We start from the raw sequence: 25,489 nt of genomic DNA on the forward strand, positions 1-25,489 counted from the left end.
CGGTGTTTTACAGGAAGAGAGGCACACGCTTTACTCAAAGAGGACATCTGAATTTAGGGAGGAATACAAGATGAAAATGACGATAGGCGCATTCGTGCTGGCGCAACTGAAAGCCTTATCCATTCGAACGGTGTTTGGCGTTCCCGGCGATTATAATCTTGAGTTATTGGAGTTGATTGAGCACGACGCTCAGATCGATTTCGTCGGGAGTTGCAATGAGCTTAATGCGGGATATGCAGCGGACGGATACGCCCGCATTCACGGCGTTTCCGCGTTGGTGGCCACGTATGGCGTCGGCGATTTGGCGGTACTGTCGGCGATTGCCGGGGCGTATGCGGAATCGGTGCCGATTATTTTACTGACTGGCGCGCCGCCTTTATATGCCAGAGAGTATCGGATTTTGCTGCATCACTCACTGGCGGACGGTCAGCTTGACCACGACATGATCTGTTTTCGTCAATTCACCGCCGACCAACTCCTCATCACGCCTGAAAACGCAGCGCAGTCCATTCCCCGGGTCATATCCCGCGCCTGGGTTGAAAAGAAACCGGTCTACTTGCAGTTGCCTTCGGATATTAGCGATGTGGAAATCGAGGTCCCGGATTCGCCCTACGACTATGTGATGCCGCAGAGTGACGTACGCCGATTGCAGATGGCCGCCGACGCGTTGTCCCGTCGCCTTCAACATTCCGAAAGACCGGTGATGCTGGTTGATCATGCGGTGGCACGCTTTGGTCTGTCCGAAAGGCTGTGCGCATTTGCCCGACGCTTTTCTATTCCCATCGTTTCGATGTCCACGGCTAAAGGGGTTATTCCGGAAAACGACCCGCTGTGGCTGGGGAGCTATAACGGCGACTTATCTCGCCCGGACGTGCTTCGTCGACTGGAGGAGACGGATTGCACGCTGTCTTTCGGCGTAAAACCTATCGATCTCAACACCAACTTTTTCTACACGTCGCCGCTGTTCAAAGAGGTCATCCATATCGCGCCCTATTCTCTGACGATGGAAGCGGACTTTTATCCCGCCGTGGCGACGGGGGATCTGCTGCGCGCCGTCATGCTGGCGCTTCCGGAGCGGACGAGCGAGCGACCTGTGGTGGGGGCGCCCACGGTGGTCAGCGAAGCAGCCTGGGGACAGCAGGCCTTCTGGCAGCGCATACAGACCTTCATTCAGCCGGATGACGTTGTGGTCGTGGATATCGGCACCAGCAACGCGGGCGTGATGGGGCTGTCGCTGCCGGATGGCGTCACGGTGGTGGGGCAGCCGCTATGGGGAGCCATTGGTTATTCATTACCGGCCTTGCTGGGCACGATGCTGGCGGCGCCGCAGCGCCGGCATGTGTTGTTTGTCGGCGACGGGGCGTTTCAGATCTCTTGTCAGGAGCTGGCGACGTTGATGCGCCTCGGTCTGGCTCCCGTTATTTTTCTGCTCAACAATAACGGCTACACGATTGAGCGCTACATCCTGGGGGAGCGCTCGTCCTACAACACGATACCCGCCATGCGGTACACCGAACTGCTCCATGCCATGGGGGGCGGAGACGATGTTGTCGGCGCGGTGGTGGAAAATAGCGCCCAGCTGGACGCCGCGCTGGAGCAGGCCGAACGTGCGCAGTCGCTCACGTTGATTGAAGTCAGGCTGTCGGACTTGGATAGTCCGGCGGCTTTGAAAACGCTGTGCGGCCACTGTCGCCGATTTAATTTCGGGATTCGGGCTCCACGACTTCCGTAGCACGGTGTCATCTTTGCAGGCCGCCGTTTTCGGGTGGTCTGCCATCACGCCCCAACGCCAGAAAGTTATTTTGTCATTATGCCGGTTATGCAATTCCGCTTTGTAGCGATATTTATTGCCTGAGTGTCCGCATGATTTTATTTTATTTTTACGCATCGTTCCTTTTGGGATAATGACCGTTGTTTACAGGCAATGGTTATATTTTTTCTTTTAGGTATAACTATTGCTTATGTTTTTATATATCCGCACTTCACGCGAAGGTTATTCCTGTTTCAGTGACAATGGCATATCGATCTGATGCCAAATACATTTTTGGTGGTGTGTGTTTTTATTCAGGAGTGACAGTTTCAACATGTTGTGCTATATCTATAAATACTGCATATAACGGTCGATAATATCGTCATTAGACGATATGTCCGAATATTTCATCAATAACCACCTTTCGAAGAATTATCTATGCCACGTTTAACACTCACTTGAAATAAAGGAAAATTATGTCTGATGTACACGACGACAGCGACAAATATAGTCATAAACCAACGGTGATATCACCGGCTGACAATGAAAAGACATCCGATACATCCGAGAGTGAAAATAACAGCTTTTTAAGCGCTGATGCCTTTTTATTGACAGCAACGGCCATAGCCGCCATCGCGGGATTTTTATATGGCTACGATACCGGGATTATTTCCGGCGCTCTGTTGCAAATCACCCATGACTTTTCCCTCTCTTCCCATGCGCAGGAGCTGGTCACCAGCGCCATACTGGTCGGCGCCGTAGTCGGCGCCTTGTCATGCGGTAAGCTGTCCAGCGTGCTGGGGCGGCGGTACACGGTCATGATTGTCGCCGCCATCTTCGCGCTGGGGGTGATTGGCTCGGGCCTGTCCCCCAACGCCTATTATCTCGGCGCCGCGCGGCTGGTACTGGGGTTCGCCGTCGGGGGCGCATCGCAGATCGTGCCGGTCTACATTGCCGAACTGGCGCCGCCGGAGAAGCGCGGCCGACTGGTGACGTTTTTCAATATTTCCATCGGGATTGGCATTCTCACCGCCGCGCTGGTCGGGACGTTCCTGCAGGATGTTTGGTCCTGGCGAGTCATGTTCTCCGTCGCGGCGATCCCTGCGGTTATCCTGCTGATCGGCATGCTGCCGCTGCCGGAAAGCCCGCGTTGGCTGGTGGGTAAAAAGCGGATGAAGGAAGCTCATGTGGCGCTGGATACGGTGCGGGAAACCGCCCGGGAAGTGCGCCGCGAGATCAAGGCCATCCAGCGCGTGCATGAGCGCGCCAAACGTAAGTCGACCGGCAGTTGGAAAGACCTGAAGCAGCCGTGGCTACGTCCGGCGCTGATCGTCGGGCTGGGCATTGCCGCGTTCACTCAGCTCTCCGGCATCGAGATGATGATTTACTACACGCCGACCTTCCTGACCGGCGCTGGTTTCAGCCGGGACATGGCGCTGCACTCCGCGTTGGGCGTGGCGGTCATTTATCTGGTGCTGACCATCGTCGGCAAGCTGTTGGTCGACCGTATTGGCCGCCGCACTTTGACGTTATATATGATCCCCGGCGCGGTCATCAGTCTGGCGCTGCTGGGGCTGATGTTTAGATTGAACGCCAACGGCGGTCAGCACGGCTGGCTGATTGTGGCCTGCCTGTTTGCCTTTATGGTTTTCAACTCGGGCGGCATCCAGGTCATCGGCTGGTTGGTGGGCTCGGAGGTCTACCCGCTGGGCGTCCGTGAAAAGGCCAGTAGCCTGCACGCGGCCACGCTGTGGGGCTCGAACCTGCTGCTGACCTCCACCGCGCTGTCGATGGTCAATCTGCTGGGCATTGGCGGCGCCATGTGGTTCTACGCTTTGCTGAATCTGCTGGGGTTCATCTTCATCTACTTCATGATGCCGGAAACGAAAGGGCGCAGTCTGGAAGAGATCGAAACTTCTCTGAAGGAAGGGCGTTTTTATCCTGGTCACCAACGCGAACAGGCTGTCACGCAGGAACCGTAACACGCACGCCAGAGGGGCATCGCCCCTCTTATTTTTGCTTCATTTCCCCGGTCACCGTCTGGCCTGCTCGCAGGCGAAATGGCCCGCGTTAAATCTGACTGATGATAATCCCGCCGCTCAACACCAGCGCCAGACCGATAAGGGTGAGGGTCAGCTCCTTGCGGGTTTTATGTTCCTTCAGGATAAAGATCCCGCCCAGCGTGGAGATAATGACGCTCATCTGAGACAGCGTAAACCCGGTCGCCACGCCGTTGCGTTGTGCGGAAATCAGATAACCCAGCGCGGCCACCGCGAAGATCAAGCCGGGCAGCATGCTCCAGTAGGTCCGTTTCTCTTTGAGCGTACTGCCAAGTTGTTTGATGGAGAGCAGGAGCGACATCGCCACCATGCCCGCCGTTTGCGGCAGGAAGGCGTCCCACCCGCTGAGATTAAAGAGGCGGGGCAGGGCGGAATAGCCGATGTAGCCGAACATGGAGACGATCAGAATGCCCACCCCGGCGAGCAGGTGCTGCTCTCGCGAGGTGTTTTTCTTCGAGGTGTACGTGGTCAGGTAGACGCCGACTATCACCAGAAAGATGGCGAAAAAGCCTAGCATTTTGGTACTTTTCCACTCCCCAAAAAAGCAGACGCTGAACAGGGACGTCCCGATCAACTGCAGCCCGGTGGAAACGGGCATGGCTTTCGACACGTCGATTTTCGTGAAGGAGACGTATTGCAAATATTGACCGAAGGCCCAGCACATTCCCGAACCGGCTCCCCCGATGATAACCGGCCAGACCAGATTCGCTGGCACGAAGATCGCGACGGCGAGCGCGACGACGAAAGCGCCCAGCGTGGTGCCGATGATCTGATTATTGGGCGAGCCGCCGATAGACGACACCACGAGCGGGAGGATCCCCCAAAACAGCGCCGGGATCAGCGCGATCAGTATATTCATGCCTATTTATCTCTTTACGGATTAACGACGTCTCCCCTCCCTTCGGCCGACGGCGCGAAGAGAAAGGGAGGAAGAGTTGGCTGGGGTGGGGATTATCCCTGACCGCCCTGGAAAGAGGGGTAGAGCGTCATGCCGCCGTCGGCGAACAGCGTAATGCCGGTGACATAGGAGGCTTGCTCAGAGGCAAGCCAGGCCGTGACATTGGCAATCTCTTCGGGTTCGCCGGCGCGTTTCATCGGGATCATTTTTTCCAGCGCCGCGCGTTTCTCAGGGTCGTTCATTTTTTCTTTGTTGATGGGCGTATTGATGGCGCCCGGTCCAATACCGTTGATGCGAATACCTTTGTCCGCATATTCCAGCGCCAGCGTCTGCGTCAGCAGTTTCACGCCCCCTTTACTGGCCGCGTAACTGGCGAAAGTCGGCCACGGGATCTGCTCGTGCACGGAAGACATGTTGATGATGGTGCCCTGAATGTTGTTTTCCAGGAAATACTTGATGGCGAGTTTGGCGGTCAGAAAATAGCTGGTCAGGTTGACGGAGATGACCTGATTCCAGTCGTCCAGCGTCGCCTCGTGGGAAGGTGTCTGTTTCTCGATGCCGGCGTTATTTACCAGAATATCGAGACGTCCGAAGGTGTCGATAGCCGTTTGAAGCACCTTTTGCGTGTGTTCTTCGAGGCTGATGTCGCCTTTGAAGAGGACGGCTTTTCCGCCGCTTTGCTCAATCGATTTGGCCACCTCATTCGCCCCATCATCGTCCGAGCGGTAACACACCACCACGTTGACTTTCTCCGCCCCGAAACGCTTGGCAATTGCCGCGCCAATGCCTTTCGATGCGCCAGTGACAATCGCCACCTTATCCTGTAAATCATTGAACATAATAACTTTCCTCACAGTGAGCGTGTGTTGGTACTGTTGTTTGCAAGTCGTGTTAAGCCCAGGGTTTTATGCAGATGGTGCGGGGATGGCGCGGTTGACGCTGAGGGCTTAATGCAACCGCAGAGTTGCCGTTGAACCAGAAGCCTCGCGTTCATGCCCAGCGCAAATGCCGGACGTGTCGCCTTGCAGCGCTTAATATTGGCCAGCAGCGGAGCCGGAGGTCGGGTAGGGACTTCCGATGAAGGCGCGTCACCATTCACGCGGTTACAGTATAGTTCATGTCAGTTTTTTCTCTTTTCGGCGGCCGAAAAGCAGTGAAATACGCTGGATTTTGTCGTGAATGTCGTGGGGTGTTCGAGGTTATGGCGATCAATGGCGTGGAAAATGCCTTGGAGGAGGACGCGAGGTATCTCGGCATGTCGGGCTTGGAGCAGGGGGATGTCGCGGGCATTGACGGCGCGATGGAGGGGAGCCGCCCGAGGCGACGTGGCGTCGTCAGGGCGGGTGAGAGGCGCAGGCCGACCGTCACTGCGGACAGTGACGCCGCAGAGTCAGCGAGGGCTTCTCGTTGAACAATTTCTGATAGTCGATGGCGAACTGGCTCAAGTGCCAGAATCCCCACTGCATCGCGGCGTCTTGCACCGTGCGATGCGGCGTCTCGGGGTCGATCAGCTCTCGCCGCACCGCGTTGAGCCGGATGATTTTGAGCCAGGCGTTGGGGGCGATGCCTAAGATGTTCTGGAAGGCATTTTGCAGGGTGCGGCGACTGACGTGCAGTCGATTGCACAGGTCCAGCACGGTGACCGGCTCTGAGGTTTGGCTCAACACATATTCCCGTGCAAAGGCGATCAGTTTGCGGTGATGATGATTTTGCGCCGGTTCCGTCGGCGGCTGGACGTTTTCCAGAAACGACATCAGCATCGTGAGAAGATTATGGTTCAACAGTTTCTGCGTATTGCCTTTTTTCATAACCTGCGGGAAATGGCAGCTGTACCACAGCGCATGGCGGATGTAATCGCAGAGCTGTTCTTTGTTGCTCAGATCCATCTGCAGCGTGGTGCCGCGGGTCAGCCGTTCGGTCAGCCACTGCGGATCGCTAAGCGCGCCGATGTATTGATGGAGCACCTCATGCGAAATCACGACCCCCAGAATGGAAAAGTCGTCCGGCGTTGAAAGCTCGAACTCTTTCCCGCCGGGGCTGACGGCAATGCCGTACTTGTCCAGCGGCTGCGCGTTGATAAACCCCATATTCTCCTGAGTCGAAGGAATACCGAACCATAACGACCCCGCCCAGGCCATACAGGATTGCCGCAACGCCAGGTTAGTGTATTCGTGACAGAGCTGCATGCCGTCTAACAGCAATTCCTGTAGCTCGCCGCGGAAATGGCCGGGCGAGACCTGATCGTAAAGCTGTTGCCAGGCGGTGATGGTGCGGGACTGGGCGTAAACGTCCTGCGTGTAACGCTGGTGCATCGGGTGGGGTTGATTCAGTAATGCCTGAACGGCGTCGGGAGGTGTCGGCTGGGCGTCGAGTTGATGCGGATGAAGGCGATGGTCTGTTTTCATCTGTCGTTTCCTCCGGTAAAACCTCTGCGCTGTGTAGCGCAATGAGCCGATGGGTGTGCGTGGTCCCTGCCACTCGGTGCCGGCGGCAGGGACGTTTAGCATACGAAAACTAGACGATGCGGAACATATCCACCATCACACAACGACGGATTCGAACGAAAGTCCGTCCCGACGTCACCCCTTCTCCGGTCGGCGTGGAAATGGTCATGGATGTCCAGCCCTCGCCGCCGAATCCCAGCCCGGCGATGCAGGGGCCGTTCTTCACGAAAATGCTGGTGTTGATGCGGCTGGCCATCTTGTGCAGATGGGTGATGTCGGTCGAGTGCATCGCCGCCGTATGGCGACATCCGCCCTCCAGCCGCACCGCCAGTTCGATGGCCTCGTCCACGTCGGCCACGCGCACGACGGGCAGTACCGGCATCATCATCTCCGTCACGGCGAAGGGGTGATCCGCAGGCGTTTCCGCCAGCAGTAGCCGCGTGTTGTCGCCGACGTCCAGGCCGATCGCCGCGGCGATCTTCGCCGCATCGCGCCCTACCCAGTCGCGGCTGGGGCGGCCTTTCCCGTTTTCGTCGATATCGGTCAGCAGCAGCGGCAGCAACTGTTCGACCTGCTCGCTCGTCAGCAACACCGCCTGATGCTGCTGCATGTTGGCCAGCAACGCGTCAGCCACGCTGTCGACGACGATCGCCACTTTTTCGTCGACGCAGATAATGTTGTTGTCGAAGGACGCGCCGCGCACGATGTCACGCGCTGCACGGGCGATGTCCGCGGTTTCATCCACCACGACGGGCGGGTTGCCTGCGCCAGCGGCGATCAGGCGCTTATCCGTATGTTTACGCGCGGCCTCCACCNCCGCTTCGCCTCCGGTCACGACCAGCAGGCTAATACCCGGATGGCAAAACAGGCGCTGAGCGGTTTCAATATTCGGATCTTCGACGGTGACCAGCAGGTTCTCGGGGCCGCCAACGGCGACAATCGCCCTGTTTAACAGGCTGATGGCGTGCAGAGAGACGTTCTTCGCCGAAGGATGCGGCGCAAACACGATGCTGTTGCCCGCGGCGATCATACTGATGGCGTTATTGATGACGGTAGCGGCCGGGTTCGTCGAAGGGGTGACCGAGGCCACCACGCCCCAGGGCGCATTTTCGATCAGCGTCATCCCGTTGTCGCCGGTAATCACCTGGGCCTCCAGGCTTTCCGTCCCCGGCGTGCTGCGCGCCTGGGAGACATTTTTGGCGTATTTATCCGTCACGCGCCCCATGCCGGTTTCGGCCACGGCCATTTCCGCCAGCACCTGCGCGTAGCGCTCACCGGCCTGACGGATCGCCGTAATCACCCTTTGCCGCAAGACCACATTATCCAGCTGCTTCTGCGCTTGCGCCGCGGCATTCACCGCATCATCCAATGAGGCAAAAACACCGTATTGCATATCGAATTTAGGCGCCGGACTTGCCGGGGCAGTGGGCTCGAATATTGACTGTTCCATACGTGAATCCTCCAGGATAGGTTCCGACTTCATCCGCGTTTCGATGGCTGTCGTCACGCGGGATAGCTTTTCCTACGAGCGTTCAGGTCGCCATTGCCTGTGCGCTCGTCTATTTAGCGGTCGCGCGGCGAACAGATTAATGGCGTGAATCTGTGCGCGTTTGGCGCGGTTATCGCCCGCGGTCTACAGGCATGTTGCGACCGTTCTGTGAATGCCACTATCAAAAATCGGCAAACTTTCCTTAAGTTTGAAGCGTGTCATAAATTGAAATTTCTCTCCCCATCTTGTCTTGCTTTCACGTCGTCGCCGTTTGTGGTTCGGCCTCGCCCTTTCTTTGCCCTTTTTCCTTGATTGCGCCCAACCCGGGTGAAGGCGCATTGACCAATATCGCCGCATTGCCGTGGATCTTTCCGTCCTTCATCGCTTGGTGGGCGAGCGGAATATCGCCAAAGGCAAAGACCCGATTCAGCGTGGGAGAAATGCGTTTTTGATTGACCAGATGCAGGAACTCCCCGCATTCCCTGATGTTGGCATAGTGCGATCCCTGAATGCGTTTCTGGTGCATCCACAGATGGCGCACGTCAAAATCGCAGTTGTAGCCGGAGGTGCCGCCGACGGTGACGATCATGCCCGAGTGATCGCAGATCTGCAGCGAGGTTGGAAACGTGTCCTGGCCGGAGTGCTCGATCACCAGTTTGGGGAGATCTTTTTTGCCGAGGGCTTTGAAGTAGTCGCGCCGGAATTGAGCGAAACCGCGGGTCCAGGCGGCGTACTCGCCGGAGTCCAGATTGGGCAGGCGGCCCAAATGGTCGTAGTGATTGCGCAAAAGGTAGCCCACCGCCCCGAGCGCGCGGATGTACTCTCCTTTTTCTACGCTGGAGACCACGCCGATGGGGAGACCTCCCAGCGCGTTGACGATCTGCACCGACATCGAACCCAGCCCGCCCGCGGCTCCCCAGATCAGGACGGGATCGCCGGGTTTCACGTAATTGGGAGCCCAGTGGGTCAGCTGCTTGTAGGCGGTGGGGCCGTTCAGCATCAGCGTCGCGCTCTCTTCCCAAGTAAGAAACTCCGGTTTGGGGAAACATTGGTAGTCTTCGACGCGGGTATACTCCGCGAATGAGCCGAAGTTTCTCTCGTAACCGTAGATTTCCTGACTGCGGACAAACATGGGATCGGGCGCGGTTCGGGACTCCAGCGACGTGGCGTCGTAGACCGAACAGGAGACAACCACCGCATCGCCCAGTTTGACGTTCGTCACCTCAGCGCCGACGGCGCAGACGATCCCGGCGGCTTCGGAACCGCCAATGTGGAAGGGTTCAGCGTCTTTCGACTTCTTCTTACGGGCGGCGATGATATCCACTGGTTTGCCCAGCGCCGCCCAGACATTGTTGTAATTGAGTCCCGCCGCCATCACATTGATCAGCACCTGCTTCGACGACAGCGTTGGAACAGCGACGAACTCCCGTTGAATGGCTTGGAGAGGGTCGCCATAACGTTCGGGCCGGATCACATAAGCGTTCATCTTTTCCGGAATATCAAAATTCTGGTCCATGTTCTTCACTCCCTGTTGACTGCTCTGTGGCCATCCTGCACGGCAGGCATTGTCGGCTGGTGTCGCGTCTGTCCCGTGAACGCCCGAGGACAGCCCGATGGACGTTGTCTTTCCCCTTGGTTACTTCAGTCATCCCTCATGCCTGAATGGGATGTTTACGGGGCTTCGCTCTCGCTCTCTCCGCGCGACTGGTGATGACTATTCCGGTGGCGGTAGCGCACTTTCCTCCGCGTGCGCTGTACAGAACGGCGGAGACAAAAGCGATATCACGACTCTTTTTGTCGATAACGGCATCGATTCGGCAGGGTTTTTTGCGTATGACCCGCAGCATCTTCACCGAAAGCTCCACGACGCCCGCCGGTCTGCCGCCGAAGGCGTAGAACCCGCACAGGCCGATGGCGGACTCCAGCGCCGCGCTGATGACCGCCCCGTTGATGCCTACCGTCTCCAACGTGCCGAATCCCCCTTGATGGCAGGGATTGTCATCGCCGATTTCCAGCGTGAGGCGTAATTCATCGCAGGCGATGACGCGAAACCCCAGGGCCGTGAACAAGGGCGAGTTGTTGAACTTCTGTAAATAGTGAACGGTGTCCATTGATCCTCTCTGAGTGGTACGTCAGGGGACAACCTCGCGGTCATTCGCGCCGCTAAACGACGGCGCAAATGACCATGACGATGTCTTCCCGTGGACGAGCCTATCCAGCGACCGCGCGCGGTGAACGACGAGGTCGCGCCTGAGGTTACTGCCGCACGTCTTCGTTTTTCCCTATGGGTTGATGTTCTTTGGGGTCCAGCGCCATGGCGACCAGCTCGTCGATACTGGCGGATGTAATGTCTTCATCGGCGCTGTCAGGATGACCGTGTTCGGCAGGCGGCTCGTCGTCTCGGGCGAGGCGTAACAGCGCATCAAGCAAATCGCTGCTGCGCAAACGCGCGATAGGGATGGCGTTGATCGCCTCACGGATCCGCGCGTCATCCTCTCCGGCGGTCTCGACCGTCGGGGCGTCGCCCACTTCGGGAAGCAACTGCTCGCTAAGGTAGTCGGCGAGCGCTTCGGGCGTGGGATAGTCGTAAGTCAGCGTGGCGGGCAAACGCAGTCTGCTCGCCGCCGTCAGACGGTTACGCAGCTCCAATGCCAGCAGGGAGTCCAACCCGCTTTCCTTGAACGAGACATCCAGCGCGATATGCGTCGAGTCCTCCTGACCGAGAATGGCCGCGATGTTTTTCGCGATAGCGGATTGCAGATACTTCAGACGGGCGCCTGAATCCAGCGCGGCGAGCTCTTTGCGCAGGTCCGGGCCCTCGGCTGAGGCCCGGGACCGGCGTGTGGCGCTGAGTCCGGCCAGCCGTTCGAGCAACGGATGCAGCGTGCCGGAACGGCTGTTGTTGCGCAGCGTCTGTATATTCAGCGGCACGGCAGCCAGCGCGGCATACGGCAGGTCCAGCGCCGCATCGACCAGCGCGTTTCCGTGTTCCGGGGTAATCGGCGCAAAACCGGTGCGGGCGATACGGGCGTTGTCGGTGTCGCTCAGTGCGCTGGACATGCCGGTGACCGGTTGCCACCAGCCCCAAGCGAGCGAGGTGGCGGGCAGGCCCTGACGGTGGCGGAACTGAGCCAAACTATCCAGGAAGACGTTGGCGGCGGCATAGTTCGCCTGCCCCGGACTTCCCAGCGTCCCGGCGCTGGAGGAGTAGAGCACGAAGGCCGCCAGATCGTGATGACGCGTTTGCTCATGCAAATGCCAGGCGGCATCGACCTTGGGCGCGAAGACTTTCTGGATGGCTTCGGGCGTTAGCCCTGCCATCGTGGAGTCCGCCAGTAGCCCTGCCGTATGGAATACCCCCGTCAGCGGACGTTCGGTGGGGATGTCATCAAGCAGGGCGCGCAGCGCGCGCGGATCGGCGATGTCGCAGGCGACGATGTTGACCGTCGCACCGAGACTTTCCAATGTCGCTTTCAGCGGCGCTGCATTAGCGGAGGTCTCGCCGCCGCGGCTGGCGAGAAGCAGATGGCGCACGTGATGCGTGCTAACCAGATGCTCCGCCAGAATCGCGGCCAGCGTCCCGGTGCCGCCGGTGACCAGCACGGTTCCTTCCGGGTCGAGCTGATGGGGGAAGGTCAGTACGACCTTTCCGGTGTGACGCCCTTGCTGCATCAGACGGAACGCCGATATGGCTTCGCGGATGCCGTAGGTCGTGACGGGCAGTGGATGCAGCGCGCCGGTACGCATCAGATCCAGCAGCTTGCCCAGCATTGTTGCGGTGGCTTCCGGACTGCTATCCGGGCGTTCAAGGTAGTGGTAGATGACCCCGGGATGCGCGGTTTTCACCTGCTGCGCGTCGCGAATATCGGTTTTACCGATTTCGATAAAGCGGCCTTGATCCGCCATCAATGCCATCGATACATCAATAAATTCGCCGGTCAGCGAGTTAAGCACGACGTTAAGGCCATTGCCGCCCATTGTCGCGTTAAAACGTTCGGCAAAGTCGAGGTGACGAGAGCTGGCGATATGGTCGTCGGGAATATCGAAGCTGCGCAGGATGTCCCATTTGTCCGGATGGGCGGTCGCAAAGATCTCCGCGCCCAGATGACGCGCCAGTTGTAGTGCCGCCTGACCCACGCCGCCCGCCGCCGCGTGGATGAGGACTTTGTCTCCCGCCTGCAGATCCGCCAGATTGACGAGCGCATAATAGGCCGTAAGGAACGACACGGGGACGCTCGCTGCCTGCGCGAACGACCACGTCTCCGGCATCGGTACGGCGGTGCGTTGATCGACGATGGTGACTGGACCGAAAGCACCTTCCGTCATCACCATGACCCTGTCACCCACGGAGAAACGATCGACGTCTGGGGCGACTTCCGCCACCACGCCGGCCGCTTCGGTGCCGAACTCATGTTGCGGCGGGATCAGTCCCAGCGCACATACCACGTCATAAAAGTTGACGCCCGCGGCCCGTACGTTCAGGCGGATCTGTCCGGCGGCCAGCGGTGCCGCGGCCTCTGGCGCAGGCTTGAGGATCAGGTTGTCGATGCGTCCCGCGTTCAAAATATCCATGCGCCAGAGCGGCGCATCCGACGGCGGCGTCAGCAGATCGTCCGTGCTACTGCGGGTCAGCATCGGGTAGAGAAGCTGATCGTCTCGTACGGCCAACTGCGACCGCTCGCTGGCCAGCGCCGCGGTAATCCACTCCGTCTTAGGCAGCGGACGATCGGTGTCCAGCAAGACGATCCGTCCGGGGTATTCGTTCTGGGCCGTATGCAACAGGCCCCAGATCGTACTCTGCATCAGATCGGGCGCGGCGTGGCCGTCGGTGGAGACGGCGCGTTTCGTCACGACCACCAGCGTGCTTTGAGATAATGGCTCGCTGTTAAGCCAACTCTGCACGAAAGCGGTGACGTTCTCGGTCAGCGCGCGCACTGCGGCAGGCGTGNCAGCGTCGTCAACGTGCTCGGGTATTGGCAGTGGCCAGACAATGACGTCGGGTGGCGTGCTCGTCGTTGCTTCTACCAGTGTGGACAAGTCCGGATAAGCATGCAGCGTCGACAACGCCTGCGTGATGTCGGTCGCGGTGTCCAGCAGCGCCCATTCTGTCATGGGGGGCGCGGTACGTACGGCGGCGATGACGTCGGGCAGGCGGCTCCAGCTCGTCCGCAGCAGATCGTGATGAGGAGGCTCGCTCAGCAGCTGACGCAGGCGGTCGCGGGTGGTCTCCCGCAGGGTAAGCGCCGAAACCGCCAACACCGGCGTTCCCGTCTCATCGGCGGCAGTGATGGAAAGGGTATCGGCGGCGGTAAATCGCAGCCGCGCGCGCAGTTGACGCACCGGAACGTCGTGGAGCACGACGTCGCTGAATGCGAAGGGCAGGCGCAGCCCGTTGCTTTCGCCGTCGTCCGTCTCAGGCAACGCGATGACATGCAGCACGGTATCCAGCAACGCCGGGTGCAGAATGTGGCCGGTGATCGCCAGCTCGTCGGGCAACGTCGCGTCAACATAGATATCGTCCCCCTGTTTCCAGGCCGACTGCAACCCGCTAAAGGCGGGGCCGTATTCGTAGCCCGCCTCGACAAGACGGCTGCGCAGCTGCGTCAGATCAATCGGTGTAGCGCCGGCTGGCGGCCAGGTTTCCGTCTCAAATGTCGGCCAGGCAGACGGCGCCGATGCGGCCAGCTGTGCCTGCGCGTGGAGCGTCCAGGGTGCCGGTTCGGCATCGTTTTCCGAGGAGGGGCGGGCATGCAATGTGACGGTGCGGCGGCCTTCTTCTTCTGCGCCCACACGGAGATGCAGGTCCAGATTTCCCTGTTCCGGCAGGATCATGGGCGACTGCAGCGTCAGCTCAAGGAGGTGCGGATACCCCACCATGAGCGCGGCGTGCCTCACCATATCCAGGTAAGCGGTGCCGGGAAGCAGCACGACGCCGGCTGCCGCATGATCCGCCAGCCACGCGTGCGTAGACAGGCCGATGCGCCCGGTCAGCAGCATGCCGTCATCATCCGGCAGGTCGATGGCGGCACTCAGTAAAGCGTGCTCCGCCGTTCGCTGACCCGCCGTGGCGACGTCGCCGGCGGGAAGCAGATTGAGCCAGTAGTAGCGGTGTTCGAACGCGTAGGTAGGCATGTCGACGACGCGAGCGCCGGGATGCAGGGCGCGCCAGTTGATGTCATGACCGCTGACGTAAAGCTTCGCCATCGCCTGAGTGAGACAGGCGATGGAGGGCTGGTTCTTCTTCAGCGTGCCAATTACCGTGGCGGCGTCGTCGACGGTTTCCTCCATCGGCGGAAGCAGGACCGAATGCGGACTGCACTCCAGAAACGTCATGGTGCCGGAGCGGGTCAGAGACTGGATGCGATCGACAAAATGGACGGGATGGCAGAGGTTGTCGCACCAGTATTTGGCGTCCAGACGCTCGCCGTCGAGCGGCACGTCATCGAGATAGCCGGCGACGGTGCTGTAGAAGGCGATACGCGCAGGGCGTGGCGTCAGGTCCGAGAATAAAGACATCAGCATTGGACGTAGTTTATCCATACCCGGCGAGTGTCCGGCGACGTCAACGGCGATCCGTTTTGCTCTGATGCCCTTTTTCTTACAGCGTTGCAGGAGGCGGGTCACCGCTTCCGCACCACCGGATACCACGGTGGCGCTGGGGCTGTTAAAGACCGCGAGCGTCAGCGTATCGTCGAGTTTCTCGATAAATATCCGAGCGTCATCGCCACACAGGCCGATCATCGCCATAGCGCCGCTGCCGGACATCGTCAGCATCAGCTGGGAGCGCAGGGCGACGATCTTTACGGCGTCTTCCAGCGTTAGCGCACCCGCGATGTACGCGGCGGCGATTTCTCCCTGCGAGTGCCCGACCACGGCATGGGGTTCGACGCCGAAAGACTGCCACAGTCGCGCCAGCGCGATCATGACGGCGAACAGCGCTGGCTGCACGACATCGACACGATCCAGCGTCGGCGCGTCAGGAGATGCTCTGAGGACATCGATGAGCGACCAGTCTGTATAAGGCTTCAGTGCTTCGGCGACCTGGTCGATGGCCTGACGGTACACGGAAAATGCGTCGTAGAGTTCCATGCCCATTTCCGGCCACTGTGAGCCTTGTCCCGGAAAGACGAAGACCCGTTTGCCGGCGCCAGACGGCGGCACGAGGCCTTCGACCACCGACGAATGGTCACCGCCTTCCGCCAGCGCTGACAGGCCGTTGAGCAGGCTGTCGCGCGTCGGGCCCCCTACCGCCGAACGATAGGGGAAGCGGCTGCGGGAAACGCCCAGCGTGTAGCCGACGTCGATGGGGTCCAGTTCGGGCTGGGAGAGAATAAATTCATGCAGTCGCGCAGCCTGCTCGCGCAGCGCAGACGCCGTTTTCGCGGCCAGCGGCCACATCATCTCGACCGGCGCGGCGTGGCTCTCCGTTTGAGTGGAAGGTGCGAACGGCGGTTCTTCGACGATCACATGACCGTTGGTGCCGGAGACCCCGAACGAGGAGATGGCCGCGCGACGGGGGCGCTCATCGCTTCGGGGCCAGGGCTGCGCTTCGGTGAGCAGTTCGACAGAACCGGTCGACCAGGATATCTCCTCTGAGGGAGCGGTGACGTGCAGCGTGCGGGGCAGTTGCTGATGCTGAAACGCCATCACCATCTTGATGACCCCGGCAACGCCGGCGGCTGCCTGCGTATGACCGATGTTCGATTTGATCGACCCCAGCCGTAAAGGCTGTTCCGCCGGGCGTTGTCCGTAGGTGGCCAGCAGCGCATTGGCTTCGATCGGATCGCCAAGACGCGTTCCCGTGCCGTGTGCTTCGACGACGTCGATGTCCTCCGGCTGCAATCCCGCATTGGCCAACGCATGGCGGATGACCTGTTGTTGCGCCGAGCCGTTGGGCGCGGTCAGGCCGTTGGACGCGCCGTCCTGATTAATGGCGCTACCGCGGATGACGCCTAGAATCGTATGTCCGTCGGCCTGTGCCTGCGACAGCCGTTGGAGCAGGAGCATACCGACGCCCTCAGACAACCCGACGCCATCGGCCGATGCCGAAAATGCCTTACAGCGGCCATCGGGAGCCAGCACGCGCTGCTGAGAGAAGTCGATCAGGACGCCGGGGGTCGGCATCACCGTCACGCCGCCCGCCAGCGCCAGCTTGCAATCATTGCTGCGCAGTGCTTCACAGGCCGTGTGGATCGCCACCAGCGAGGAGGAGCAGGCGGTATCGATGGTGACGGCTGGACCGTTCAGTCCCAGGCTATACGCCACGCGTCCGGAAGCCACGCAGGTGGCGGTGCCCATGTAGCCATACCCGGAAACGTCTTCCGAAGCCTGCTGGAGGTGCGGACCGTATTCGGTGCCCATCACGCCAGCGAAGACGCCGGTGCGGGTGCCGTGCAACGTCGCCGGGTCGATGCCCGCGCGTTCGATCGCCTCCCACGACACTTCTAGCAGCAGGCGTTGCTGCGGCTCAATCGTGACGGCTTCGCGTGGAGAAATACCGAAAAAGGCTGCATCGAATCCGGTGGCGTTATACAGGAAATTGCTGGTGCGGGCGGATATCTTGCCGAGTTTGCCCGGCTCCGGGTGATAGAGATTGGCGGTATCCCAGCCGCGGTCGGACGGGTAGTCGCCGACCGTATCGCGGCCGTCGGCGACCAGACGCCACAGGGATTCCGGATCGCTCACTCCGCCGGGATAGCGGCAGCTGATCCCAATGATGGCGATAGGCTCGTCGTTGTTGCCGTCCCTCGCGTAGTCTTCCAACCCCTCTTCACCTGAGGACAGGCCCAGCGCCTGACGCAGATGCTCGGCGACGGCGTGCGGTGTGGGGNGGTCGTAAACCAGCGTGGAGGGCAGTTCTAACCCTGTCGCGGAGGAAAGTTCGCGAGCGAGCTCCACCACGGTCAGCGAGGTAAAACCGATGTCGCGGAAGGCCTGTGTCTCTGAAACAAAGCGCTTTTCTGTCAGCAGCTCGGTTTTCGCGGCAATCAGCGCCAAGAGGATTTCCCTTTGCTCCGCAGGGGAGCGGTTGAGCAACGCCGCGCCGTCAATCATGTCATCCGCTTGCAGGGACGGTTGCGAGATCGTTTTTTCCACCACGGCGTCGGTATCAGCGGGCGTATTCTGAGCGCCGGGCGTGAGCGTGACGTCAGGAAAGAAACGTTCGCAGACGGCTTGCCAATCGAGCGGCGCGCCATTGAGATAAGCATGTGTGAGCGCGAAGATCACGCTTTGTTCGTCCCCTTTACTGCGTTCCAGCGTTGAGACCGCCGCGCCAGCAACACCTTCTTCGCGCAGCAGCTCTTCAATGACCGACGTCAGGACGGGGTGAGGACTGACTTCGATAAAGAGCCGATAGCCGTCACGAATCATCGCGCGCAAGCTTTTCTCGAACATCACGGTTTCACGCAGAACGCTGAACCAATATTTAGGCGTCATCTGATCGCTGCCCAACGGTTCGCCGAGGACGGAGGAGTAGAACGGAATACGCGGCGTGGTGCAGGCCGTCGGAGCTTGCTCCACCACCGCATCGCGCAGGACGTCGACATGATGGCTGTGACCCGCCACCTCGCCGCCCGGCACTTTCCATGCCCATAAGCCTTCCGCCTTGAGAACCTCGAGCAACGCCTCAATAGCCGCCAGATCGCCGCTGGCGGTTACGCTGCGAGGACTGTTGATGGCGGCGATGCTGAGCCGNCCTTCCCAACGCGACAGCAGAGGTTTTATGCGATCGACGGACGCGGCGATGGATACCATAGCGCCCTGACCTTCGATCTGGGTCAGCGTCTTGCCCCACAGGCAGGTCACATGGGCGGCATCGGCGCTGCTTAAATGGCCTGAGGCGTAGGCCGCCGCCGCTTCGCCGACGGAGTGACCCACGACCGCTGTTTCTTTTATGCCGAACGAACGCCACGTATCGGCCAGCGCCGAGGCGAGCGCGAACTGAAGCGGTTGAATTTGCTCTAGACGGGTAAAGGGGTCTTCGGCGACGATGGCGGCGGCGAGATCCCAGTCGACATGGAGGCGTACGGCTTGGGCATAGTGCTGGAGACGTTCCCGGTAAGTAGGGTCACGTTCCATCAGTGCCGCCGTCATGCCCGGCCAAAGCGGTCCTTGTCCGGGGAAGACGAAGACCGGACGGCAGCGATCGTCGGCGACGCCCTTAATGACAGTGCGTGCGGGGCGGCCCAAAGCCAGGGCCGTGAGGCCTTTCTCGGCTTCATTGAGATCCTTCGCGAAGACCGCGCCGCGGTGAGGCGCGTGCGCCTGGGAAAGTTGCCGTATACAGAGCGCACGCAGATCTTGGGCGCCAGAGGCTTTTTTTACCTCGGTCAGCAGGCTATCGGCCGCAGCCGACAGAGCGTCGGGGGAGTTGCCTGATACGATCAGGGGTAAATTCATCAAATCCATGTGACTCATCCTTTTATCGAGGCGAAGGCCGGTTAGGGCGCGGTTTTTCTCCAGCTGGTGCTGGAGGCGGGATGGAGTACCAGATACGTCGGTTGTTCGCTGCGCAGCAACACGCTACCGAGCTGGCGTCGAATATCGTTTTCCTTCAGCGAGGCGTCTTCGCAGTAAACGTCGAGCGTGAAAGCGGCGTCCTCGGTGTCGCCGTTATGTACCCAGGCTTCCGCTCTTGCCACGCCGGGGAGGGTTTCAGCAATTTCACAGACGGATTTCATGCAGACTTTCTCGCCGCGGCTCATCACATAGCTGGGTTGTCGTTGGCGGAAGAAGAGGTAGCCTTCGCGATCCATCTCGAACAGATCGCCGGTGTGGATCACGCGTCTGCCGTCGTCGGTGATTTCCGGCTCTTCGGTGTTCTGGCCTATCCGTTGTTTCATTCCCGTGGCGGTTGCGACGATCAGTTCACCCACGGTGTCGTCGGGGTGGTCTTTCTTCAGAGAGACGGTGACGCCGTCCATCGGTACGCCGACCGAGGCATAGCGTTCAGGTGACTCTAGGTGGGCGGCCAACGTCGCTACCCGCGGGCCTGCTTGAGTGAGGCCATAGGTCAGGTACACCTCGAGGCCGGGATTGCGCGTCAGCAGCGCTTCCACCGATGAAGGTGCGAGCGCGTCGCCGCCTACGGTCAGCCGACGCAGGGGGGNCGGAAGCTTGCCGGATTCGGATTGCAGCCAGGCGTTCACCATGAGTGGTGTCAGCGAAGATTGCGTTATCTGGTAGTCGCGGATCGTCCGCTCATACTGGAGCGGAGTGAACGGCGGCCCGGCGATGATAGCGGTGCCGCCGAGCGAAAACGTCGTTAGCAACTGCGCAACGAAAGCATACGAGTAGTACATGGGCAGATTAATGAGCACCCGGTCTTCGGCCGTTTGTCCGATGGCTTTGGCGTGGCGTATTCCGTTGAGCAACAGCGCATCAAGAGTGAACAGGCAGCCGCTGAAGATGCCGGAGGTGCCGGACGTCAGTAGGATCACGTCTCCCGGCTGATAGTATCGGACACTCAAATCGTCCAAATAGTTGAGTTTGATGCGTTCAGACAGCGGGTTGGTGCTGACCTGCGGCAGCCCCTTCGGTATATTCAGCGAAATCAGTGCGCTGGCTCCGAGCACGGCGGCGATGCGATGAATGCGAGATGGCGGCGCAGAGGAAGGCAGAAGCACCGGAACGGCGCCCAGCGTCAGTAGGGCTAAAACGATAGTCACGAACTCGATGCCGTTTGGGATGGTGATCATCACCGGTTCGCCCGGCTGCAGACCCAGATCTTGCATGTTATCCAGCACATCGGCGAAGTTGGGGATGGTTTCAGATCGATCTACCTGCACGAGCGTGTCCATAAAGCATTGCGCCGCTTCAGGCGTGATATTTTTGATCGTCATTAGTGAGTCCCCCCTTGTCCATGTGAGTGAAGATGACGCTAGTGACCGTGTGTCCGGCAGCGTTCGCCTCGTGACAGGTGACGATCATATGGCTGGCTGCTTGTTCTCTGAGCCAGATTTTGGCGATCGCGACGGCGACGGGAAGCCCTTGTTCTGCAGGCATAGAGAGCACCATGCTCGGGCCATTAAAGCCGAGGAATTGGCCCGGAAGGGCGCAGACCGACCCAGGGCAGGCTCCGGAAAAACGCAGTGGAGAGATGCGACCCGACGAGATAGTCGTGCCGATTTCCCGCAGGGTATGTGCTGTGCACTGGTCGCTGATTGCAATATGCCCCACGGTGCGCTTGGCCGCACAAATCGCCTCCCTGGACTCTTCCAGTGCGAGCTCGACCGCGTCATAGACCAGCCAGGCGAGAGGATCGGCGTAGAGCGATGCCTTCCGTCCGGCTTTCATGGCGGCTAAATCCGTCGCGGTGGCGCGACCAAAGCCGATGGCGGGCAGGCCGCACGCGGTAATAACATCCTGTTCGTTCATACTGTGGTTCCCTCCCATTTCTGGAAAACGAGGCAGGTATTGAAGCCGCCGAACCCTAGCGTCACGCTGATCCCATAGCCGTAACGTATCGGCATCGGGTCTCCTGCAGGCATGGGCAGCGTGACTTCAGGCATCGGCGTTTTCAGTCCTTGAATCGGTGGTACATGGCCGGATTCCAACGCCTTCAGCACCGCGACGGCTTCGATAGCCCCCGTCGCCCCCAGGGAGNGTCCGAGTGCGCCTTTGGTCGCAAAGAGAGTGGGCGGATAAGGCACCTCGGAGAACAGTTGGGCATAAGCGCGGGCTTCCACCAGATCGTTTGTGACCGTGCCAGTGGCGTGCGCATTGATGATGGAGACGTCCGACGGCGCGATCCCCGCGCTTTGCAAAGCGCGCTCGACCGCCAAAACGACGTTTCGCCCGGAAATATCAGGTGCAACAGCGCTGGCGGCGTCGTTCGACGACCCGGCACCCACGAGAATGCCGTAAGCCTGCGCGCCTCTGGCCTGCGCATGCGACGCGGTTTCAAGTACCAGAAATGCGGCACCTTCTCCCAATAATGTGCCGTTGTGGCTGACGTCGAACGCATTCAGATGGTCGGGCGACAGCGTGCCGAGCCGCGAATGGCTAAGCCTTTTGCCCAGCGTCAGCGTGTCTGCGCCACCGCATACGCATATTTCCGCCATCCCGCTTTTTAACAGAGCCAGCCCTGTCTGAATGGCGTCGGCTCCGGCGGAACAGGCGGTGGAGACGGTAATGGGCGAGGCAACGCAGCCCGCTTCATAGGCCGCCCTGCCGGACCAGGCCGACAGTGAAACGGTATGCTCCGGTTGGTCGAGGTGTGCGCCGAAGCTGGTGCCGATCACGGGCAGTAAACTGGGATCGTCCGCGGAAAGTCCGGCGTCTTCCACCGCGCGCGCCAGCGTGGCGCGCGTCAGGCAATCCTGGCGTTTGTCCGGTGGCCAATGCAACGGTATCTCGGGTACCACGGCGGCGTAGCGAGTGCGCAAGGGCAGCGGCGTCGCGACCTCTACGATGCCGGATTCTCCCGCTAGCAGGGATTCCCACGTGGCGTTCAGCGCTGAGCCCAGCGCCGTTGACCACGCCATCCCGGTAACCCAGACAGGCGAGTCAGTATCTACCATAGCTGTTCTCCCAACACTGAGATGTCTTTACGGACAAGAGAGCCTTTCAGCGTACCGACCCCCTGGCCGGCAACTTCCGCATGGCAGGTGAATGTCATGAAGTCGTCACGCAAGCTGTCGCAATGCATGTTGAAAATCAACACGTCGCCGGGGACCACAACGCGGGTGAATCTGGCCTTGACTGAGCCGACAAGCGTGATTTCGTCTTGCCGCAGCGGCGAGGTTGAGACCTGAAACAGGATGATCCCGGCCTGAGAAATCGCTTGCATCATATGGCTGGCCGGGAAGACGGCCCGCTCAGGGAAATGTCCGGCGATGGCGTCGGTCTGACCGGAGACGGCCATCAGGGCCGTCAGGGTTTTCCCCGGCTCGTAATCCGTGACGCGGTCGAGGAAAATCATTGGGTGGCGATGCCGTAGCCAGCGTTTTAGTTCGGTAAAGCCCATGGCTCGTGAAGACAGCTTTGCCGGTGGGTTTGTCAACTTGTTCATTGGCCGTTTCCCCCTTGTTCAGTCGATGAGGTAAGGCGTTTGACCAACTGTGTCAGCGTGCTGACGGAGTGAAAGTGTTCTGGTGTGAAAAGTTCATCGTCGATCTTGATGTTGAAAGCGTACTCGCACTGCGCACGCAGTTCGCTGAACCCCAAAGAGTCCAGCCCGAGCCCGTCTCGCAGGTTGATGTTCGGATCAATATCCGAGCGGGGAGTGCTGATGAAAAGATCGTCGACGAGAATGCCGATTAGGGTGTCTTCAATGTTCAATGTGGTATCTCCATATAGCCGATTAAAAGATGAAACAAGGGATAGCAAGTCACCAGAGCGACCTTGCTGATAAAAAAGCAGAAAAGATTAAATATGCATAACTCCGAGGTGTTTGGCGCAAAGCTTTAACAAAAAAAAGAACGTATGGATGATGACTTTTTTATTTGGTGGATGTTTTTTCTGTTTTATTGAAAATCAATCTCGTAGCAAAATGAGACGATTTACAATGGTTATGTATTCAGTTTTATTTTATGCGATTGTTGAGTTGACCCTCTGTTATTTATTTTCAACACATTGATTTATCTCTTTTTGTAAAATATTGTCTTTATTCTTAATGCTGTGAATATCTCGTTCTTAGAAAAAATTTCGTTTTTTTTGTGAATATTTTTAAAATCTTTTATTAAAAGCGACAAAATTATCGACAGTATTTTTAATACCTCTATGAACCACTAATAACCATTTAAAACTAGATAAATAAAATGCAATTGGATCACCATAATGTGATAGGGTTTATGATGAATAATGATGGTTTTTATATCGTAGAAATTGTTTTATTTAAAAGGGAAAATAGTTTTTGAAATATAACTCTGAATCATGGTGGCACGAGGGGGGGGGATGATGATTGACGTATTATTACGGTACTACTAAGGTTGTTTGATAAGTTATTGTTGTTTCAGTTTAAGTGTTCGAAATAAATTTTTTGCGTGCAATACCATCCCTATGATGGGATTGACTCTTCCAGTGTGAAAATGGTGGTATAAGACTATGGATTGGTTGAAAACTCCTCCGTTATACGCTTTGAAGGCCTTTGAATCCGCCGCCAGGTACCAGTCGTTTACCTTAGCCGCAGAAGAACTGTCCATCAGCCAAAGCGCTGTTAGTAAACATATTCAAACGATAGAAGGTTTTTTTGGGCGCCGTTTATTTGACCGTAATGGGCCTAAGGTGGTTCTCACGTCCGACGGGATGGATTTCGCTAAAGAAGTTCATGAGGCATTTCAATCGCTATGTTATGCTTGTGCACAATTTTCGAATACTGAAGAAATTTTGAAAGTCAGCGCACCCGTGACATTTTCTCTACGTTGGTTTATTGCCGTATTGAGGAAACTGGATGCGGACGAGAACTACCCCCGAATTATTCTCGATAGTCAGCGCGTCGGGGCTGATTGTATCGATATCAAAGATCTTAAAAAAGAAGGTTTCGACGGGATAGTTCAATATCTCCATAGAGATGAAAGCTCCGATAATCAAGAAAAGACTTTGTTATTAGAGGAGTGGATCATTCCCGTTTGTTCACCCAGCCTATTAATACAATACACACATTCCTCAAGGGTGGGGATTGATCTGCTAGGTTATAAATCACCCGATGACAAGCTGATGTTTTGGAACAAAATAGTCCCCGCCGATATTTATCTTACGCCCATAAATCGTCAAGATTTCAACTCGATGGATTTGGCAATCAGCGCTGCGCTTCAAGGGCTAGGTATAGCCATTGTTGATGTTAATATGGTGAAAAAAGAACTAAAGAACGGCACGTTGGTCCTGCCATTTAAATATGCAATAAAAACGGGGTATGGATACTATTTCTCCTGGCTGAGAAGTAATCTGCAATGTGAAAAGTTAATCGCGCTCAATCGTTTCCTAAAAAAAGAGATATTAGAGGAGCGACTGCCGTTTATTCAGTACGTTGATAAATAGAACGTTATATTCATAAAGCCTTGGCCTACGCCAACGTCCTCTAATCACAGCGGATGAAGACTCGCCTCTCTAATCTGATAAAAAAACGACATGTATGGCTTGGAGAATACGGCTTTGTGATTAACGGCGTCAGTTATTTTCCGTTAAGCGGTGCTCGAAACGACGTATCTCTCCGATAAGTTGCGGCATCGCTTCAATCACGCGATCGGCGCCCGCGTCAATCAGCCGAGTTCGGTGGCTAGGCGTGGTATGTGCGCCGCCGGTAAATCCCACGACAAACATTCCCGCGCTTTTCGCCGCCGTTACCCCATGAGCCGAGTCTTCGATGACGAGCGTATTTTCCGGTGCGACGTTCATGACCTGAGCCGCATGCAGAAAAATGTCGGGACGGGGTTTGCCGCGGCCCGGACCGAGATCGACCGCGGAGAAGATGTGCGGCGCGAACAGGGGCTTCAAACCTACCTTTGTCAGCATGAAATCCAACTGTTCCGAACTTGAATTGGAGCCGATACACCGACGGAGGGGGATTTGGGACAAGGTCTCCTGCACGCCAGCGATACTGACCAGCTTGTCGGCGAACGCGGCCATCAGCAGCGGATAAAACGCCTGACGAATGTGGGGCGGGAGCGTGACCCCCTTGTGAGCGCGGATCTGGTCGATCAGCTCATCCCAAGCGAGTCCGCTATAGCGATGAGTAAACTCATCAAGCCCGATATTGACCCCGTGCTGATTCAGCAGAGACACCGTCAGCTCGATACCGATGATCTCCGAGTCGACCAGCACGCCGTCGCAGTCGAAAATAATTAAATCTAATCTGTCCGTCATCTCATTTTCCTGTCAGCAGGGCTGGCCGAGCGCCGTTGCCTG

General features: G+C 58.1%; 16 protein-coding genes. 3 read left to right on the forward strand and 13 right to left on the reverse strand.

Annotated elements, in window-relative coordinates; genetic code table 11:
- Window positions 1–70 precede the first annotated feature (70 nt).
- Both SB13_RS01615 and SB13_RS01620 read left to right on the forward strand, forming a co-directional pair.
- Entirely contained in the window at window positions 71–1,732 is a 1,662-nt protein-coding gene (locus SB13_RS01615; RefSeq protein ID WP_026738681.1) for an alpha-keto acid decarboxylase family protein, read from the forward strand.
- Window positions 1,733–2,226: 494 nt separating this feature from the next.
- Window positions 2,227–3,732 carry a sugar porter family MFS transporter gene (locus SB13_RS01620; RefSeq protein ID WP_026738682.1) on the forward strand — a complete coding sequence of 502 codons (1,506 nt, stop codon included), beginning with the start codon at window positions 2,227–2,229 and terminating at the stop codon, window positions 3,730–3,732.
- A gap of 88 nt (window positions 3,733–3,820) precedes the next feature.
- Here the strand turns inward: SB13_RS01620 and SB13_RS01625 are convergent, their stop codons facing one another.
- From SB13_RS01625 to SB13_RS01685, 12 genes are all read right to left on the reverse strand, one after another.
- Complete coding sequence (locus SB13_RS01625; protein WP_026738683.1) at window positions 3,821–4,669, reverse strand: GRP family sugar transporter; 849 nt, start codon at window positions 4,667–4,669, stop codon at window positions 3,821–3,823.
- 92 nt (window positions 4,670–4,761) lie between these two features.
- Window positions 4,762–5,547, reverse strand: coding sequence for a glucose-1-dehydrogenase (locus SB13_RS01630; protein WP_026738684.1), 786 nt, complete (start codon window positions 5,545–5,547; stop codon window positions 4,762–4,764).
- 525 nt (window positions 5,548–6,072) lie between these two features.
- On the reverse strand, window positions 6,073–7,113 hold the full coding sequence (gene eutR / locus SB13_RS01640) for an HTH-type transcriptional regulator EutR (protein WP_026738686.1): 1,041 nt from the start codon (window positions 7,111–7,113) through the stop codon (window positions 6,073–6,075).
- Between the two features lie 109 nt (window positions 7,114–7,222).
- Window positions 7,223–8,602 carry an aldehyde dehydrogenase family protein gene (locus SB13_RS01645; RefSeq protein WP_026738687.1) on the reverse strand — a complete coding sequence of 460 codons (1,380 nt, stop codon included), beginning with the start codon at window positions 8,600–8,602 and terminating at the stop codon, window positions 7,223–7,225.
- A gap of 295 nt (window positions 8,603–8,897) precedes the next feature.
- Window positions 8,898–10,157: a crotonyl-CoA carboxylase/reductase gene (gene ccrA / locus SB13_RS01650; RefSeq protein ID WP_051616273.1), complete on the reverse strand. Its 1,260-nt coding sequence runs from the start codon at window positions 10,155–10,157 to the stop codon at window positions 8,898–8,900.
- Window positions 10,158–10,293: 136 nt separating this feature from the next.
- Entirely contained in the window at window positions 10,294–10,752 is a 459-nt protein-coding gene (locus SB13_RS01655) for a PaaI family thioesterase (protein ID WP_051616275.1), read from the reverse strand.
- Window positions 10,753–10,897: 145 nt separating this feature from the next.
- Window positions 10,898–19,060 (reverse strand): SDR family NAD(P)-dependent oxidoreductase, encoded by an 8,163-nt coding sequence (locus SB13_RS01660; RefSeq protein ID WP_463605539.1) that lies wholly within the window; start codon window positions 19,058–19,060, stop codon window positions 10,898–10,900.
- Window positions 19,061–19,083: 23 nt separating this feature from the next.
- A complete protein-coding gene (locus SB13_RS01665) occupies window positions 19,084–20,484 on the reverse strand; it encodes a class I adenylate-forming enzyme family protein (RefSeq protein WP_026738688.1) in 1,401 nt (466 codons plus the stop codon).
- Window positions 20,459–21,019 (reverse strand): hypothetical protein, encoded by a 561-nt coding sequence (locus SB13_RS01670; protein WP_051616280.1) that lies wholly within the window; start codon window positions 21,017–21,019, stop codon window positions 20,459–20,461. Before SB13_RS01670 ends, SB13_RS01665 begins: the two co-directional genes overlap by 26 nt.
- The gene (locus tag SB13_RS01675) at window positions 21,016–22,164 is read right to left on the reverse strand and encodes a beta-ketoacyl-[acyl-carrier-protein] synthase family protein (RefSeq protein ID WP_036151332.1); all 1,149 of its coding nucleotides are present in this window, start codon (window positions 22,162–22,164) and stop codon (window positions 21,016–21,018) included. Before SB13_RS01675 ends, SB13_RS01670 begins: the two co-directional genes overlap by 4 nt.
- A complete protein-coding gene (locus tag SB13_RS01680) occupies window positions 22,158–22,655 on the reverse strand; it encodes a 3-hydroxyacyl-ACP dehydratase FabZ family protein (protein WP_026738690.1) in 498 nt (165 codons plus the stop codon). Before SB13_RS01680 ends, SB13_RS01675 begins: the two co-directional genes overlap by 7 nt.
- The gene (locus SB13_RS01685; protein WP_026738691.1) at window positions 22,652–22,924 is read right to left on the reverse strand and encodes an acyl carrier protein; all 273 of its coding nucleotides are present in this window, start codon (window positions 22,922–22,924) and stop codon (window positions 22,652–22,654) included. Before SB13_RS01685 ends, SB13_RS01680 begins: the two co-directional genes overlap by 4 nt.
- A 765-nt stretch (window positions 22,925–23,689) precedes the next feature.
- Between SB13_RS01685 and SB13_RS01690 the strand changes: the two genes are divergently transcribed.
- Window positions 23,690–24,622, forward strand: a complete 933-nt coding sequence (locus SB13_RS01690; protein WP_051616282.1) for a LysR family transcriptional regulator — start codon at window positions 23,690–23,692, stop codon at window positions 24,620–24,622.
- A gap of 129 nt (window positions 24,623–24,751) precedes the next feature.
- On the opposite strand, the gene SB13_RS01695 is transcribed toward SB13_RS01690, so the two are convergent.
- The gene (locus tag SB13_RS01695; RefSeq protein ID WP_026738692.1) at window positions 24,752–25,447 is read right to left on the reverse strand and encodes an HAD family hydrolase; all 696 of its coding nucleotides are present in this window, start codon (window positions 25,445–25,447) and stop codon (window positions 24,752–24,754) included.
- Window positions 25,448–25,489: the final 42 nt, after the last annotated feature.

It is taken from the genome of Lonsdalea quercina subsp. quercina (assembly GCF_000688695.1).
Taxonomy (GTDB): Bacteria; Pseudomonadota; Gammaproteobacteria; order Enterobacterales; family Enterobacteriaceae; genus Lonsdalea; species Lonsdalea quercina_D.